Annotated in this window: 11 protein-coding genes; 2 read left to right on the top strand and 9 right to left on the bottom strand. The window is 70.3% G+C overall.

The window, feature by feature from the left end; genetic code table 11:
- Nucleotides 1-145: 145 nt before the first annotated feature.
- Entirely contained in the window at nucleotides 146-511 is a 366-nt protein-coding gene (locus RWH43_RS00375; RefSeq protein ID WP_013583439.1) for an FKBP-type peptidyl-prolyl cis-trans isomerase, read from the bottom strand.
- A 177-nt stretch (nucleotides 512-688) separates the two neighbouring features.
- Nucleotides 689-1849 (bottom strand): PrsW family intramembrane metalloprotease, encoded by a 1161-nt coding sequence (locus tag RWH43_RS00380; protein WP_144828395.1) that lies wholly within the window; start codon nucleotides 1847-1849, stop codon nucleotides 689-691.
- 83 nt (nucleotides 1850-1932) lie between these two features.
- On the opposite strand from RWH43_RS00380, the gene RWH43_RS00385 reads away from it, so the two are divergent.
- The gene (locus RWH43_RS00385; protein WP_144828397.1) at nucleotides 1933-2799 is read left to right on the top strand and encodes a fumarylacetoacetate hydrolase family protein; all 867 of its coding nucleotides are present in this window, start codon (nucleotides 1933-1935) and stop codon (nucleotides 2797-2799) included.
- 112 nt (nucleotides 2800-2911) lie between these two features.
- Here RWH43_RS00385 and RWH43_RS00390 read toward each other — a convergent pair whose 3' ends face one another.
- The 4 genes from RWH43_RS00390 to RWH43_RS00405 form a co-directional block, all read right to left on the bottom strand.
- A complete protein-coding gene (locus RWH43_RS00390; RefSeq protein ID WP_144828400.1) occupies nucleotides 2912-4378 on the bottom strand; it encodes an aspartate ammonia-lyase in 1467 nt (488 codons plus the stop codon).
- Between the two features lie 125 nt (nucleotides 4379-4503).
- Nucleotides 4504-5403: a phosphodiesterase gene (locus tag RWH43_RS00395; RefSeq protein WP_316000371.1), complete on the bottom strand. Its 900-nt coding sequence runs from the start codon at nucleotides 5401-5403 to the stop codon at nucleotides 4504-4506.
- A gap of 51 nt (nucleotides 5404-5454) precedes the next feature.
- Complete coding sequence (locus tag RWH43_RS00400) at nucleotides 5455-5784, bottom strand: peptidase (RefSeq protein ID WP_144828406.1); 330 nt, start codon at nucleotides 5782-5784, stop codon at nucleotides 5455-5457.
- A complete protein-coding gene (locus RWH43_RS00405; protein WP_144828408.1) occupies nucleotides 5784-7001 on the bottom strand; it encodes an inorganic phosphate transporter in 1218 nt (405 codons plus the stop codon). Before RWH43_RS00405 ends, RWH43_RS00400 begins: the two co-directional genes overlap by 1 nt.
- Before the next feature lie 271 nt (nucleotides 7002-7272).
- Between RWH43_RS00405 and RWH43_RS00410 the strand changes: the two genes are divergently transcribed.
- The gene (locus tag RWH43_RS00410) at nucleotides 7273-9387 is read left to right on the top strand and encodes a S9 family peptidase (protein ID WP_154095937.1); all 2115 of its coding nucleotides are present in this window, start codon (nucleotides 7273-7275) and stop codon (nucleotides 9385-9387) included.
- A gap of 195 nt (nucleotides 9388-9582) precedes the next feature.
- On the opposite strand, the gene RWH43_RS00415 is transcribed toward RWH43_RS00410, so the two are convergent.
- From RWH43_RS00415 to RWH43_RS00425, 3 genes are all read right to left on the bottom strand, one after another.
- Nucleotides 9583-10032: a putative endonuclease domain-containing protein gene (locus RWH43_RS00415; RefSeq protein ID WP_316000372.1), complete on the bottom strand. Its 450-nt coding sequence runs from the start codon at nucleotides 10030-10032 to the stop codon at nucleotides 9583-9585.
- Nucleotides 10033-11071: 1039 nt separating this feature from the next.
- A complete protein-coding gene (locus tag RWH43_RS00420; protein ID WP_144828417.1) occupies nucleotides 11072-12100 on the bottom strand; it encodes a 6-phosphofructokinase in 1029 nt (342 codons plus the stop codon).
- 400 nt (nucleotides 12101-12500) lie between these two features.
- A complete protein-coding gene (locus tag RWH43_RS00425) occupies nucleotides 12501-14660 on the bottom strand; it encodes a DEAD/DEAH box helicase (RefSeq protein WP_316000373.1) in 2160 nt (719 codons plus the stop codon).
- Between the last annotated feature and the right edge of the window lie 160 nt (nucleotides 14661-14820).

Genomic DNA, 14820 nt, shown 5'->3' on the forward strand with positions numbered 1-14820 from the left:
TCCTTGAGATCTGGGGAGCCGTTTCGGCGTCCTGACGAGGGCCAACTCCCATTCACACGAATGTATTCCACGATCGTGGAAAATGACGAACCCGAGAAGGCCGCAGCCCCCTCGGGTTCGTGAACGTCCGGTGACGAACGGAAGGTCAGCCGACCTTGAGCAGGTCGATGATGAAGATGAGGGTCTTGCCGCCGAGGAAGTGTCCTCCGGCCGGACCGTAGGCGAGGTGCGGCGGGATGACCAGCTCACGGCGTCCGCCGACCTTCATGCCCGGGATGCCGTCCTGCCAGCCCTGGATCAGTCCGCGCAGGGGGAACTGGATGCTCTCCCCACGGCCCCACGACGAGTCGAACTCTTCGCCCGACTCGTACTCGACACCGGCGTAGTGCACGGTGACGGTGTCACCGGGCTTGGCCTCGTCGCCGTCGCCGACGATGATGTCGCGGATGACGAGGTCGGAGGGGGCGGGGCCGCTGGGAGCGTCGAACTCCGGCTTGGTGCGATCAGTCATGCATCCATCCAAGCACGCCGAACCGATCGGCGAAGCCCCTGGACAAAGACTCAGCGCCCGGTGCCGCGGCGATGCCTGCGTGTCTCCCGGGCGCTGAGTTGGCCTGACACGATGGTGCTCCCGACCTCGGACGGTGTCAAGACCCCCGGCGGGTGACATCGGCCACGTCGGTCGGCGTCAGCGCGAGAGCAGGGTCGCACGCGCCGCCGTGGTGCGCTCGAGCAGATAGCGTTCGGCCGCGGTCGCGTGCGGGTCTCGACCCGAGATCGCCCGTTGGCGAGCGGCGGCGAGCGCCGTGGCATCCGCGATGAACGACTTCATCACCGGCGACCGGTCGCCCGGCAGCGTGCGCGCCCACGCGAGCGCCGACCTGCGCCCCGGACCGGTCGCGAGCATGTCGACCTCTTGGGGGGTGAACCACCCAGCGGCTGCGTATTCGCCGAGGCGGGCGCGGGTGAGTCGCGACTCCTCCCGGCGCAGCGCCAGGACGCCCAGGATGAACAGCACGAACAGCGGCACCTGCAGGGCGGCGTAGATCTCGAAGAAGTCGAAGAAGGTGGCCGAGCCGTTCCACAGGGCGTGCAGCACGATCGCCCCGATCAGACCCGGGATGCCGTAGCCCAGCGCCGCGCCGGTGCGCAGCCCGCGGCGCGCGGCGAGTCCGAACGCGAATCCGGTCAGGCTGGTGAACATGACGTGCGCGAACGGCGAGAGCACCGCGCGCAGGAAGAACGTCGTGGCGACCTGCCCGGGCCCGCCCTCGAGGTAGCTGATGGCGAAGTACTGCACGTTCTCGGTGAGCGCGAAGCCCGCACCGATCAGCGCGCCGTAGACGATGCCGTCGACGGGTCCGTCGAACGCGCGGCGCGCGAACGCGAAGATGAGCAGCACGCCCAGGCCCTTCGCGACCTCCTCGACGATCGGAGCCTGCACGACGGCGCTGAACGCCTCGGGCAGTCGGCCCACCAGGAGCGTGATCACGAGGTCGACGCCGAGGGCGATGGTGACGGCGGCGATCGCCCCCCAGGCCACCGCGAAGACGAGCAGGCGCCGCGGTTCGGGCTCCCACCGGTCGATGTAGCGCACGGCGAACCACACGATCACGAACGGGATCGCTGCCAGGATCAACCCGATGAAGGTCGCGGCGGTGCCGAGGAAGCCGGTGAAGTACCGCACCAGGAGCGCCAGCAGGGGCACGAGGAGCACCGCGACGATCCACAGCGCCACTCCCCCGCGACGGGTGCGGGGCGGGGCGGCGGACACGGCGGGCTGCGGCGCGGTCGAGATGCGCGAGGCCTCCGCCGACCCGGGACGCGACAGCGGCGAGGGGGTGCTCATGCGCACAGCCTAGAGGCGGCCTCCGACAGGGCATCCGGGGCTTGCGGCCCTCGCCACCGCGCAAGGCCCGGTAGCGTGGAGGCATGCGCTTCGCCCACGTCCGTTCACAGGAAGGGGCGGAAGCCCCCCGTCTCGTCAGCGTCCACGGCGAGGAGTTCTCGTTCGTCGACGACTTCTTCGCGGGCGCCCCGAGCACTCTCGAGCAGCTCATCGCGGGAGGCGACGACTTGCTCGCGCGGGTGAAGGACGCCGCAGCGTCGGCTCCGCGGCATCCGCTGCAGGGGATCCGGTACGCCTCCGCCGTCCTCGCTCCGCCCTCGATCCTCGCCGTGGGGCTCAACTACGCCGCGCACTCCGGCGAGCTGGGGCTCAAGACCGACGCCGGTCCCACCGTCTTCGTGCTGTGGCCGAACTCCCTGACCGCGCACGGCGAGACCACCTCGTGGCCCCGCTCGCTCAGCGAGGCCGTCGACTACGAGGCCGAGCTGGGCGTCATCATCGGCCGGCCGGGACGCGACATCCCCGAGGCCGAGGCGCTCGACCACGTCTGGGGCTACACCGTGGTCAACGACGTGACCGCGCGCAACATCCAGTTCTCCGAGGCGCAGTGGTCGCGCTGCAAGTCGTTCGACGGCTTCACCCCGACCGGACCGTTCGTCGTGACCGCCGACGAGATCCCCGACCCGCAGGACCTGCACATCTGGACCGTCGTCGACGGCCACACCGTGCAGGACGCCAGCACCGGCCAGATGGTGCGCTCGGTCGCCACGCTCATCAACAAGCTGTCGGAGTCGGTGACGCTGCTCCCCGGCACCCTCATCTCCACCGGCAGCCCGGGCGGCGCCGGCTACTCGCGCGATCCGCAGATCTTCCTGCGCGACCGCTCCACCGTGACCGTCGGGATCGACGGCATCGGCGAGCTGACCACGCACTGCCGCATCCTCGACTGACGCGGCATCCGGGGTCTGTTCCGGATGCCGGAGCCCCGGCGCCGCGCAGACGGCGACGCCGCACGACGAAGGGCCGGGACGATCACGCCCCGGCCCTTCGCGATGAGCGGGCTCAGTCCTCTTCGACGACGCTGTCGGCCGCACGGACGATCGGGATCGCCGCCGTCACGGCCTGCAGGCCCGACAGGCGCGCGGGCGAGATCTGCTTCATGACCTCGTCGCGGGTCATCAGCCCGGCCTCGACGACCAGGTCGGCGACGTTGCGGTGCGTCAGCAGCGCGGTCTTGGCGAGGGCCGCCGCGGCCGCGTAGCCGATGAACGGCGTCAGCGCCGTCACGACGCCGACCGACGAACCGACCATCGCGCCCAGACGCTCGCGGTTGGCGGTGATGCCGTCGACGCAGTTGACGCGGAGCGTCCACATGGCCTGGCGCATCCAGGTGATCGACTGGAAGATCGAGTGCGCGATGACCGGCTCGAACGCGTTGAGCTGGAGCTGGCCGCCCTCGACCGCCATGGTGACGGTCATGTCGGCGCCGACGACCGAGAACGCGACCTGGTTGACGACCTCGGGGATCACCGGGTTGACCTTGCCGGGCATGATGCTCGACCCGGCCTGACGCGGGGGCAGGTTGATCTCGCCGAGACCGGCCTGGGGGCCCGACGACAGCAGACGCAGGTCGTTGCAGATCTTCGACAGCTTGATGGCGTTGCGCTTGAGCGAGGCCGAGAACGACATGAAGGCGCCGGTGTCGCTCGTGGACTCGACGAGGTCGGTCGCCGTCTCGAGGTCGAGGCCGGTGATCGCGCGCAGGTGACGCAGCACGGCACTGGCGTAGCCGGCGTGCGCGGTGATGCCGGTGCCGATGGCGGTCGCGCCCATGTTGATCTCGTAGAGCAGGTACGCATTCTCGGTGAGGCGGTTGTAGTCCTCGCCGAGGGTGGTCGCGAAGCCGTGGAACTCCTGGCCGAGGGTCATCGGCACGGCATCCTGCAACTGCGTGCGCCCGACCTTGAGCACGTCGTGGAACTCCTCCGACTTGCTCAGGAACGCCTGCCGCAGCAGCGCGAGCTCTTCGAGAAGGCTGCGCAGCGTCAGCGCGAGGCCGATCTTGATCGCCGTCGGGTACACGTCGTTCGTCGACTGGCTGCGGTTGGTGTCGTCGATGGGCGACAGGAAGGCGTAATCGCCCTTCTCACGACCCGCCATCTCGAGGGCGATGTTGGTGATGACCTCGTTGGCGTTCATGTTCGTCGACGTGCCGGCGCCGCCCTGGATGACGCCCACCGTGAACTCGTCGTGGAACTCCCCGTCGATCACGCGCTGCGCAGCGCGGTCGATGAGGTCGGCCTTCGCCTCGTCGAGCACGCCGATCTCGCGGTTGGCGCGAGCCGACGCCTGCTTCACCATCGCGAGGGCCCGCACGAGGTCGGGGTAGACCGAGATCGGTCGCTTCGCGATCGGGAAGTTCTCCTGCGCACGGGCGGTGTGGATGCCCCAGTACGCCTCGGAGGGGATGTCGAGCGAGCCGAGCGAATCGGTCTCGGTGCGGGTGCGCGTCATTGCGTCCAAAGCCATGTGGGAATCCTTGTGGGTGTCACGGCGAGCAGGGATGGTCCGAGCCTAACGACCCCGTGCGATGGGCTCGCTGGACACGGCGGCATGTGACGATATCGTCACCGTCCGTTGCGTCTATTGCACGCTCACCTCTTTCGCGAGAACGCCTCGAGCCGCTCCTGCGGGCTGAGGGCGGCCATGCGCTGCGTCCATTCCGGGGTGAAGAAACCGGAGGCCTCGTCGTCGACCACGGGCACGACGGCGTGGGTGACGGTGTCGTCCCACACGTGCACCAGGTGGAACGACCTGCCACCGTCCATGCCGTTCACCGCGTCGCCCGGTCGGGCCAGGTCCATCGTGTAACAGGAGGCCGCCGCCACGCTCACGGGGACGCCGGCGAAGGTGCCCGACGTCGAGTAGTGCAGGTGACCGGCGAGGATCGCGCGCACGTCGCTGCCTGCGATGGCCGCCGCGAGACCCGGCTGGTCGCGCAGTTCGAGGATGTCGAAGAACGGGATGTGCGTCGGCAGCGGCGGATGGTGCAGCGCCAGGATCGTGCCGAGCGGCGCCGGGGTCGACAGCTCGGCGCGCAGCCACTCCAGCTGGGCGGCGTCGAGGTCGCCGTGGTGCCACCCGGGCACCGTGGAGTCGAGCGCGACGAGGCGGAGCCCCCCGAGGTCCCACATGCCGGTCACCGGCTCCTGCGTCGGCTCCCCGTCGAGGAGTCCCTCGCGCAGCGCCGGACGCTCGTCGTGGTTCCCCGCGACCCACACCACGGGAGCCCCGAGGCGTTCCGCCCACGGCTCGACCTCCGCGCGCAGCGCCCGATAGGCCTCGGGCTCGCCGAGGTCCGTCAGATCGCCGGTGAACACCACGGCATCCGGTCTCACTCGCGTCGCCTCGGCGGCCTCGAGCGTGCGCCGCAGGTGCCGCGCGGTGTCGTAGCGATCGCCGAGCAGCCGGTCGCCGGCGAGCAGATGCGTGTCGCTGAGGTGGAGGATCACGCGCGCCGCGGGCGCGTGCTGACCGAACTGCACGGATGCCATGAGCTCAGCCTAGGAGGGGCCTGCGACATCCGATGCAGCGGCGTCGACGGCTCAGTGGTTGAAGAGGATGAGCAGCAGCGCGCCCAGCACCGCCGCGGCGCACACCGCGAAGCACGCGTAGGCGGCCACGAGCGCCAGCCGCTTCTGGCCATCGCTGAGCGGGTTCTTCTTGGCCGCCTTGGCCACCGCCTTCTCGGCGCGGCGCTTCTGCTTGTCGGAGATCACGGTGATGGCATCCGTGAACTCCGCCGGAGAGACCAGGGGCGGGCGCCCGCCGGTCACGAGCAGACGCAGACCCAGCGCGTAGAAGGTCACGACGATCGAGGCGCCCACGATGGCCGCGACGAAGACCTGGAGGAAGGCTTCCCAGTTGATCAGCATCAGGCGTCCTTTCCGGCCTTGTCGCGCTCGAGACGACGCTGGCGGCGCGTCGGGCCGGGCTTGCGGGGCACCTTGACGGCGGCGCCCGAGTCGGCGACCTCGCTCATCGCGTTGGCCGAGGTGACCGAGTCGCGACGCGAGCGCAGGAACAAGCCGAGCACGATGACGACCGCGATCACCGCGTCGACCGCGACGCCCCATCCACCCAGCCAGACGACGATCAGCGCAGCGGCGGCACCGACGGCACCGGCGGCGGGGAGCGTGAGCACCCAGCCGATCATGATGCGGCCGACGGTGTTCCACCGCACGGTCGATCCGCGGCGGCCCAGGCCCGATCCGATGACGGATCCGGATGCCACCTGCGTGGTCGACAGCGCGAAGCCGAGGGCACTGGAGGCGAGGATCGTCGCCGCGGTCGAGGTCTCGGCCGAGAAGCCCTGCGCCGGCTTGACGTCGGTCAGGCCCTTGCCGAGCGTGCGGATGATGCGCCAGCCGCCCATGTAGGTGCCGAGCGCGATGGTGATCGCGCACGCGAAGACGACCCAGATCTGCGGGTCGGGGTTCGCCGACGACTGCCAGCCGACTGTGATGAGCGCGAGGGTGATGACGCCCATGGTCTTCTGCGCGTCGTTCGTGCCGTGCGCCAGGGCGACCAGCGACGAGGTGAAGATCTGCCCCCAGCGGAAGCCGTCCCGACCGTCCGCCTTCATGTCGTACCGCCGGGTGATGCCGTACGCGATCTTGGTGACGACGAACGCGATGATCCCGGCCGTGAGCGGCGCGATGAGCGCCGGGAGGATGACCTTGCTCAGCACCACGCCGGTGTCGATCGCCGAGGCGCCGACGCCCACGAGGGTCGCACCGATCAGGCCGCCGAAGAGGGCGTGCGACGAGCTCGACGGCAGGCCGAGCAGCCACGTGAGCATGTTCCACGTGATCGCGCCGATGAGGCCCGCGAAGATGATCGGCGGGAAGATGTCGGGACTGAGCTGGTCCTCGCGGATCATGCCGCCCGAGATGGTCTTGGCCACCTCGGTCGACAGGAACGCCCCGACCAGGTTGAGGCTGGCCGCCAACAGGACCGCGACCTTCGGCTTCAGCGCACCGGTGGCGATGGGCGTGGCCATCGCGTTCGCGGTGTCGTGGAATCCGTTGGTGAAATCGAAGAACAGTGCCAGCGCGATGACCAGCACGATGATGAGGGCTGCGCTCTCCACCGTTCGCTTTCCGTGAGAAGGAAGAAGGGATGCCGACGGGATCGGCGCGACGAACGAAGAGTTCACCTGGAGTTCGACACCTGTTCATCGGTGTCGCCTCGACATCATTTCATCGGTGGGGGCGGCGGTCAAACGCGCGCGGGCGGGGGCGGGCACCCGCCCGGGGCGTCGGCCCCCGCGGCGCGCGGACGGCCCACGACGGAAACGCCCGACACGGCGGCATCCGGTGCCGTCGGAGACCGATGTCGGAGGGGCGCACTACCGTGGAACGGTGACCGATCACGCCTCGCAGCCCACGCCTCCCGTCGCCGCCCGCCGCCCCGCGCCGCGCACGCACCACGGCGACACGTTCGACGACCCCTACGAGTGGTTGCGCGCCAAAGACGACGCCGAGGTCATCTCGCACCTCGAGGCCGAGAACGCCTACACCTCCGCGCGCACCGCACACCTGGGGCCGCTGCGCGACGCCATCTTCGGCGAGATCAAGGGCCGCACGCTCGAGACCGACCTCTCGGTCCCCGCTCGTCGCGGCGACTGGTGGTACTACGGCCGCACCGTCGCGGGCGCGCAGTACGGCATCCAGTGCCGCGCCCCGCTCGACTCCCCCGACGACTGGACCCCGCCGACTCTGTCGCCCGACCGGCCGGTCCCGGGCGAGCAGGTGCTGTTCGACGGCAACGTCGAGGCTGAGGGCACCGAGTTCTTCTCGCTCGGCAGCTTCGAGATCTCGAACGACGGCACGCGCATGCTGTACGGCATCGACGTCGCCGGCGACGAGCGCTACACCGTGCGCGTGCGCGACCTGGTGACGGGCGAGACCCTGCCCGACGAGATCCCCGGTACGTTCTCGGGCGCGACCTTCTCGCCCGACGGCCGCTTCATCGTCTACACCACCGTCGACGACGCCTGGCGCCCCGACACCGTGTGGCTGCACGAGATCGGCACGGCGACGGATGCCGACGTGAAGCTCTTCCACGAACCCGACGACCGGTACTGGGTCGGCGCCGACTTCACGCGCAGCGACCGCTACCTGATGATCGAGATGGGCTCGTCGATCACGAGCGAGGAGTGGATCCTCGACGCCGACGACCTCCGGGGCGAGCCCCGCGTGGTGTGGCCGCGGCGCGAGGGCGTCGAATACTCCTCCTCGCACGCCGTGGTCGACGGCGAAGACGTGCTCTACGTCCTGCACAACGACGGGGCGCTCGACTTCGAGCTCGTCAAGGTCTCGGCATCCGACCCCCAGGGTGCCCGCGAGACCGTGATCGCGCACCACCCCGGCCACCGGCTGCTGGGCGTCGACACCTTCCGCGACTGGGGCGTGGTCGGCTACCGCCGCGACGGCCTCGCCCGCCTGGGCATGCTGTCGTACGCCGACGGCGCCGTGACCGAGATCGCCTTCGACGAGCCGCTGTACAGCGTGGGTACGGGCGGCAACCCCGAGTACGCTCCCCCGGTCCTGCGTCTGGGCTACGGTTCGTTCGTCACCCCGGGCACCGTGTACGACTACGTCATCGAGACCGGCGAGCTGCTGCTGCGCAAGCGCCAGCCCGTGCTCGGGGGCTTCGACCCCGCCGACTACGGACAGGCGCGCGTGTGGGCGCCCGCCGACGACGGCACGCAGGTTCCGGTGTCGCTGGTGTGGAAGCGCTCGTTCGGCGAGCCGGGCGACACCCCCCGGCCCGTGCACCTGTACGGCTACGGCTCGTACGAGCACTCGATCGAGCCCGGGTTCTCGGTCCCCCGCCTGTCGCTGCTCGACCGCGGTGTCGTCTTCGCCGTCGCGCACGTGCGCGGTGGCGGCGAGATGGGTCGGCAATGGTACGAAGACGGCAAGCTGCGTGCGAAGCGCAACACCTTCACCGACTTCGTCGCCGCGGGGCGTCACCTGGTCGACGCCGGCTACACGACGCCCGACCGCATCGTCGCCGAGGGCGGCAGCGCGGGCGGCCTGCTGATGGGCGCCGTCGCCAACCTCGCGCCCGAGCTGTTCGCCGGCATCCTGGCCGACGTGCCGTTCGTCGACGCCCTCACGACCATCCTCGACCCCTCGCTCCCGCTCACGGTGATCGAGTGGGACGAGTGGGGCGACCCCCTGCACGACGCCGACGTGTACGCCTACATGAAGTCGTACTCGCCGTACGAGAACGTGCGCGAGGGCGTCGAGTACCCCCGCATCCTCGCGGTCACCTCGCTCAACGACACGCGCGTGCTGTACGTCGAACCCGCGAAGTGGGTCGCGCGCCTGCGCGAGGTCGGCGCCGACGCGATGCTCAAGTGCGAGATGGTCGCCGGCCACGGCGGCGTGAGCGGTCGTTACAACGCCTGGCGCGAGCGCGCCTTCGAGCTGGCATGGCTGCTCGACGTGCTGGGCCTCACCGACTGACCCGCGCCCCACGCGCCGAACGCCCCGTCGCCTCGCGCGGCGGGGCGTTCGGCGTGCGGGGCTTTCGGTGCCGCCCCCGCAGTGACGCACGCCGCGATCAGCCTTGCGTTGACAACCCATGTCCCGATTTGTGCAGACCGTGTCCCACTTTTGGCTGTCTGCGCACGGCTCAGACAACCTTTTTCGGGACATGGATCAACACACATGGGCTGAGAGCCCCGGCCTCCAACCGGCTCTGACGAGCGCATCGCGAGCGAGAGCGACGGCCGGAGCGCCTCCATCTCGAAGGTGATGTTTCAGCACGCGCACGTGATCCCATCCCGCCGCCCGGATGGCGGCCCACCGATCGGCATCCCGCGCGAACTGTCGCTCGTCCTCGGCGTGGACGCGTCCGTCGTCTTCAACGGCGACCATCCATCGGGCAAAGGCGAGGTCGATCTCCGCGACGAACACGCCTCTCGAGTCGAAGATGTCGGCGTTGACCTCGGGCGTCGGGAGCCCGTTCCGGGCCAGCAGGAGGCGCAGACGTGTCTCTCTCGGCGACCGGACGCCGGGTCGGGCGAGGTCGACCGCCGTACGGAGAACACCGCCCCGAACGTCGCCCATCTCACTGACCTCAGACCTCAGCTGCTCTGCGTCGGCCATCGGCGGCCGCCCGCTCAGGAGCGCGTCGGCCGCAGCGACCAGGTCATCAAGGGGCCAGAGCCGCCCGCATTGTCTCCATGCCCGCACGGGGTCCTCGACCGGCAGGTCGAGTGGGCCCGCAGAGAACGCTGGTGCGCGCGCTTGCAGACGGTGGCCGATGACTCCTTGCGTCCGCGGCTCCCTCGCCGGCCGGTGTGCGGAAACATGGATCCGCGGCACGTACGGCCACTCCGGAGTGCATACTCCCCGCAGAGCAAGCGCCGTCTCGTGACTGAAGAACTGCCAGGGCATCAGGCGCGGCGCGTATGCGAGGCACTGCTCGATCAAAGACGAAGGCAGAGCGGTCGTCGACGACCGGATGCCATGGAACGGCGACTCCAAATCTGCGGCTCGCAGCCGAGCACGCGTCACTCCCAGCTCAGCGGCGGCGCCGACGGAGAAATGCTCGGGAAGCTGCCCGGGAAGAGGTCGAGGACGCGGCATCCCTCAGCTTCTCGCCTCCGCCGACCCCGTCCCCAGTTATCCACAGGGCGCCCGCACGACAAGTCGCGCCGAGGTCGCCACCATGTCCCGATTTTGGCTGCCTGGAGGGCGCCTGGGCAGCCAAAAGTGGGACATGGATCGACACAAAGTGGGACAAGGTACCTTGCCCGCCCCACAGAAGGCCGCGCCCGCATGGCGCGTCGCCCCGGCGCGCGCAAGGCCGAGCTTCACCCAGCAGAACGCCCCGCCTGCATGGCAGGACGCCCCGGCGCGCGCAACGCCTGCCCCGCCCCGCAGAACGCCCACACCGCACAGCGCGACGCCCCGCCCCGCACACAGCGCGACACCCCCGCACAGCACGACGCCCCGCCCCGCACACAGCGCGACGCCCCGCCCCACACACAGCAGGACGGGGCGTCGACGCAGCGCCCCGCACACAGCGCGACACCCCCGCACAGCACGACGCCCCGCCCCGCACACAGCACGACGCCCCGCCCCGCACACAGCGCGACGCCCCGCCCCACACACAGCAGGACGGGGCGTCGACGCAGCAGGCTCAGCCGAACAGCGCGGCGGCCTCTTCGTAGCGGTACAGGGGCACGCTGTTGAGCTCGCCGAGGGCGTCGGCGAAGGGCACGCGCACGATGTCGGTGCCGCGCATGGCGACCATCTGGCCCCACGCGCCCTCGTGCAGCGCGTCGGCGGCGTGCAGGCCCAGGCGCGTCGCGAGCACGCGGTCGAAGCCCGAGGGCGAACCGCCGCGCTGGATGTGACCGAGCACGGTCGAGCGGGTCTCGATGCCGGTGAGACGCTCGATCTCGGGGGCGAGCTGCTCGCCGATACCGCCCAGGCGCGGGCGGTTGAAGGCGTCGAGACCCTTGTCGCTGAACGCCTCGTCCATGCCCTTGAGCTTGAAGCCCTCCGACACGACGACCAGGGGCGCGCGACCGCGGTCGTGCGCGCGCGTGACCTGCTCGGTGATCTCCTCGATCGACATCGGCACCTCGGGGATGCAGATGACGTGCGCACCGGCGGCGATGCCGGCGTGCAGGGCGATCCAGCCGACGTGGCGGCCCATGACCTCGGCCACCATGCAGCGCTGGTGGGAGTCACCGGTGGTGCGCAGGCGGTCCATGGCATCCGTCGCGATGTTCACGGCGGTGTCGAACCCGAACGAGTAGTCGGTCGCCCGCAGGTCGTTGTCGATCGTCTTCGGCACGCCGAGCACGTTGATGCCGTCCTTCGACAGGCGATCGGCCGCGGCCAGGGTTCCTTCGCCACCGATGGCGAGGATGCCGTCGATCCGGTGACCGTACAGGGTCTTCGAGATGTTCTCGGCCCCGCCGCGCGCTCCCTCGTAGGGGTTGGTGCGGCTCGTGCCGAGGATGGTGCCGCCGACCTTGGACAGACCCTTCACCTCGTGGCGGGTGAGGGGGAAGAAGTCGCCGTCGACCACGCCGCGCCAGCCGTCGCGGATGCCGACGAACTCGATGTCGTAATTGGTCGTGCCCTTGAGCACGACGCCACGGATCACCGCGTTGAGCCCGGGGCAGTCGCCGCCGCTGGTCAGGATGCCGATCTTCATGGGCAGAGTCCTCAAGTGCTGTGGTTCGGGTGGAGGTCGGCGCCGTTGCCGTCTTCGACCTTATCGCCGCGGGCGGGACGGCTGCCACACGGCGAAGAAGAGCGGGCGGATGCCGTGGCCCCGGCGCCCCGCGCACGCCGCACCGCCGCCGTCGTGCGGACGCCACCCGCGACACGCCGTTCCTCGGGCGTCCGGCCCCGGCGGGTCGTCCCCGACGTCCGCACGACGGCACCAGGCACGACGGCCCGAGGCACGGCGGCCCGAGGCACGACGGCCCGAGGCACGACGGCTCGAGGCAACGACGGCGCGAGCCACGAGGCCGCGAGGCACGACGGCACCCCGGCCGGAACGCACGAACGCCCCGGTGCCGAAGCGACCGGGGCGTTCGTGACGAACGGGATCAGGCCTTGCCGAGCGCCTGACGCAGCAGGTGCATGAGCGCCGACAGCTGCACCGAGTCGCTGGACCCGGGCTCGACCGCCAGCCCGTCGAGGGCGCGCTGGGCGAGGCCCTCCTTGGAGTCGATGAGCTCGGCGATCTTGGTGTCGATCGTGTGCGCGGCGATGATGCGCCACGCGGTCACGGGCTCGTCCTGGCCGATGCGGTGCACGCGGTCGATCGCCTGCGTCTGCTCGGCGGCCGTCCACGACAGCTCGGCGAGCACGACGTTCGACGCGGCCTGCATGTTGAGGCCGACGCCGGCGGCGGTGAGCGAACAGACGGCGATGCCGACGTCGGGGTCACTGTTGAACGCGTCGATCGCGGCCTGGCGCGCGGTCGAGGTCTGCTCTCCGCGCACCGAGACGGCCTTCAGGCCCGAGGCCTTGAAGTGCGCCTCGGCGGCGTCCATGACGTCGATGTGCTTGGCGAAGAACACGACCTTGCCCACCGAGCGCTGCAGCTGCACGGCGTAGTCGGCCGCGAGGTGCGCCTTGGCCTGGCCGATGCGGCGGACCATCGTGAACACGTTCTCGCTGCCGGAGCTGGCGGCCTTGGACTCCTCGAGCTCGCCGTGGGCGACGAGACGCACGATGTCCTCGTCGATCTCGCCGCGGGCGAGACCGCGGTCTCCGCGCGCCTCGATGATGCGGCGGTACTTCGCTGCGAGGCGGGCACCGAGCTCGCGCTCGGCCTGGCGGATGGAGCGGCCGTATTCGTCGTCGAGCTCGACGGGCAGGTCGGCAACCAGCTTGTCGGGCAGGTCGGCGGCGACGTCCTTCTTCTTGCGCCGCACGATGCCCATCGAGATGACGGCCTCACGCGCCTCGGGGTAGAACGACTTGTCGGCGGGGGTCAGGCCCGTGGCATCCAACTTCTCCATGAGCTCGGGACCGGGCTTCTCGCCGTTGGTCCAGCCGAGGAAGCGCCAGATCGCGTCGAAGTCCTCGACGTCGTTGATCAGCGGGGTGCCCGTGAGCGCCAGCATGAGCGGGTCGCGGGTCTGCTGACGGACGCGGGATGCCAGAGCCAGCACGTTCTGCGAGCGCTGCGAGGTGAGGTTCTTGATGAAGTGCGCCTCGTCGACCACGACGCCCTTGAGGCCGATCGACGACAGCCACGACAGGTGCCGGTCGAGGATCTCGTAGTTGACGATGAAGACGTCGGCGAAGGCGTCGATGTCGGCGCCGCCGCCCGAGATGACGGTCGCCCGGCGCTGCGGCGTCCACCGCTGCACCTCGCGGGCCCAGTTCATCTTGACCACGTTGGGGACGACGACCAGCAGCGGGTAGGCATCGGCGACGGATGCCGCGAGCACCGACTCCGCGGTCTTGCCCAGGCCCGGCTCGTCGGCGAGCAGGAACGAGCGGTGCCCGAGGCGCACGGCCTCGAGGAAGCGCGACTGGTGCGGCATGACCTCGAGCCCGCGCGGCGAGAGCCGGTCGAACTCGGGGACGGGAGGCAGCTCCATGCTCGCGGCCGACCCGCCGGCGCCGGTCTCGAACGCCTTGTACAGCGGGCCCATGAGCTCCCAGCCGTCGAGGCGGCGGCGCGGCGCGTCACCGCTCGTGCGCGGGGTGAGGTCGGGGGCGAGGAAGGGGTTGGCCATCTGACGCGCCTCGATCGACGCGGGGATGACCTGCTTCTCGGCCAGCGCCGCCGGCACCACGGGGGTGATCTTGGGCGCGTTGTCGGTGATGATCAGCTCGTCCGGCGGCAGTTCGGCGCCGGATTCCAGCAGCCAGTCGCGGCGCATGCGACGAGCGACCGGCGAGGTGGCCGCGTCGACCTCGAGCAGCTGGATCAGCGAGGTGTCGCGCGCGGCGGTCTTGGCGAGGATCGTCGCGACCCCGTCGAGGCGCTTCAGCAGCTCGGCGCGGGCGGCGTCGGTGATCTCGGGGTCGGCCTTGACGCGTGCGCGCTCTTCGCGCACGAGGAAGGCGATCACCTGGAACTTGACGCGGTTGGTCGGCCCGAGCTTGCCGCGCTGAGCCTTCGCTTCGACCTCGCGCACCTTGCGGGCGAGGATCGGGATGACGGGGGCTTCGTCGTCTCGTCGGGATGACGTGGTCTTCCTGCGCCGCTGGCTCGAGCTACGGGCGGCGGTTGCCGTGGTCGGCATGCTCCTCCTGAGCGTTCGTCCGGAACCGGGTCCGGAACGTTCCGGCGCGAGGCCGGTGGATCAGTGACCCCGCAGATCGTCGCGGACGACGCACACGAAAAGGGGCGGGTCTGCGACCCGACCGCGGGTTTCAGCCGGAAGCGGCTCACACGGACACGGT

The organism is Microbacterium algihabitans (assembly GCF_032464975.1).
Classification (GTDB): domain Bacteria; phylum Actinomycetota; class Actinomycetes; order Actinomycetales; family Microbacteriaceae; genus Microbacterium; species Microbacterium algihabitans.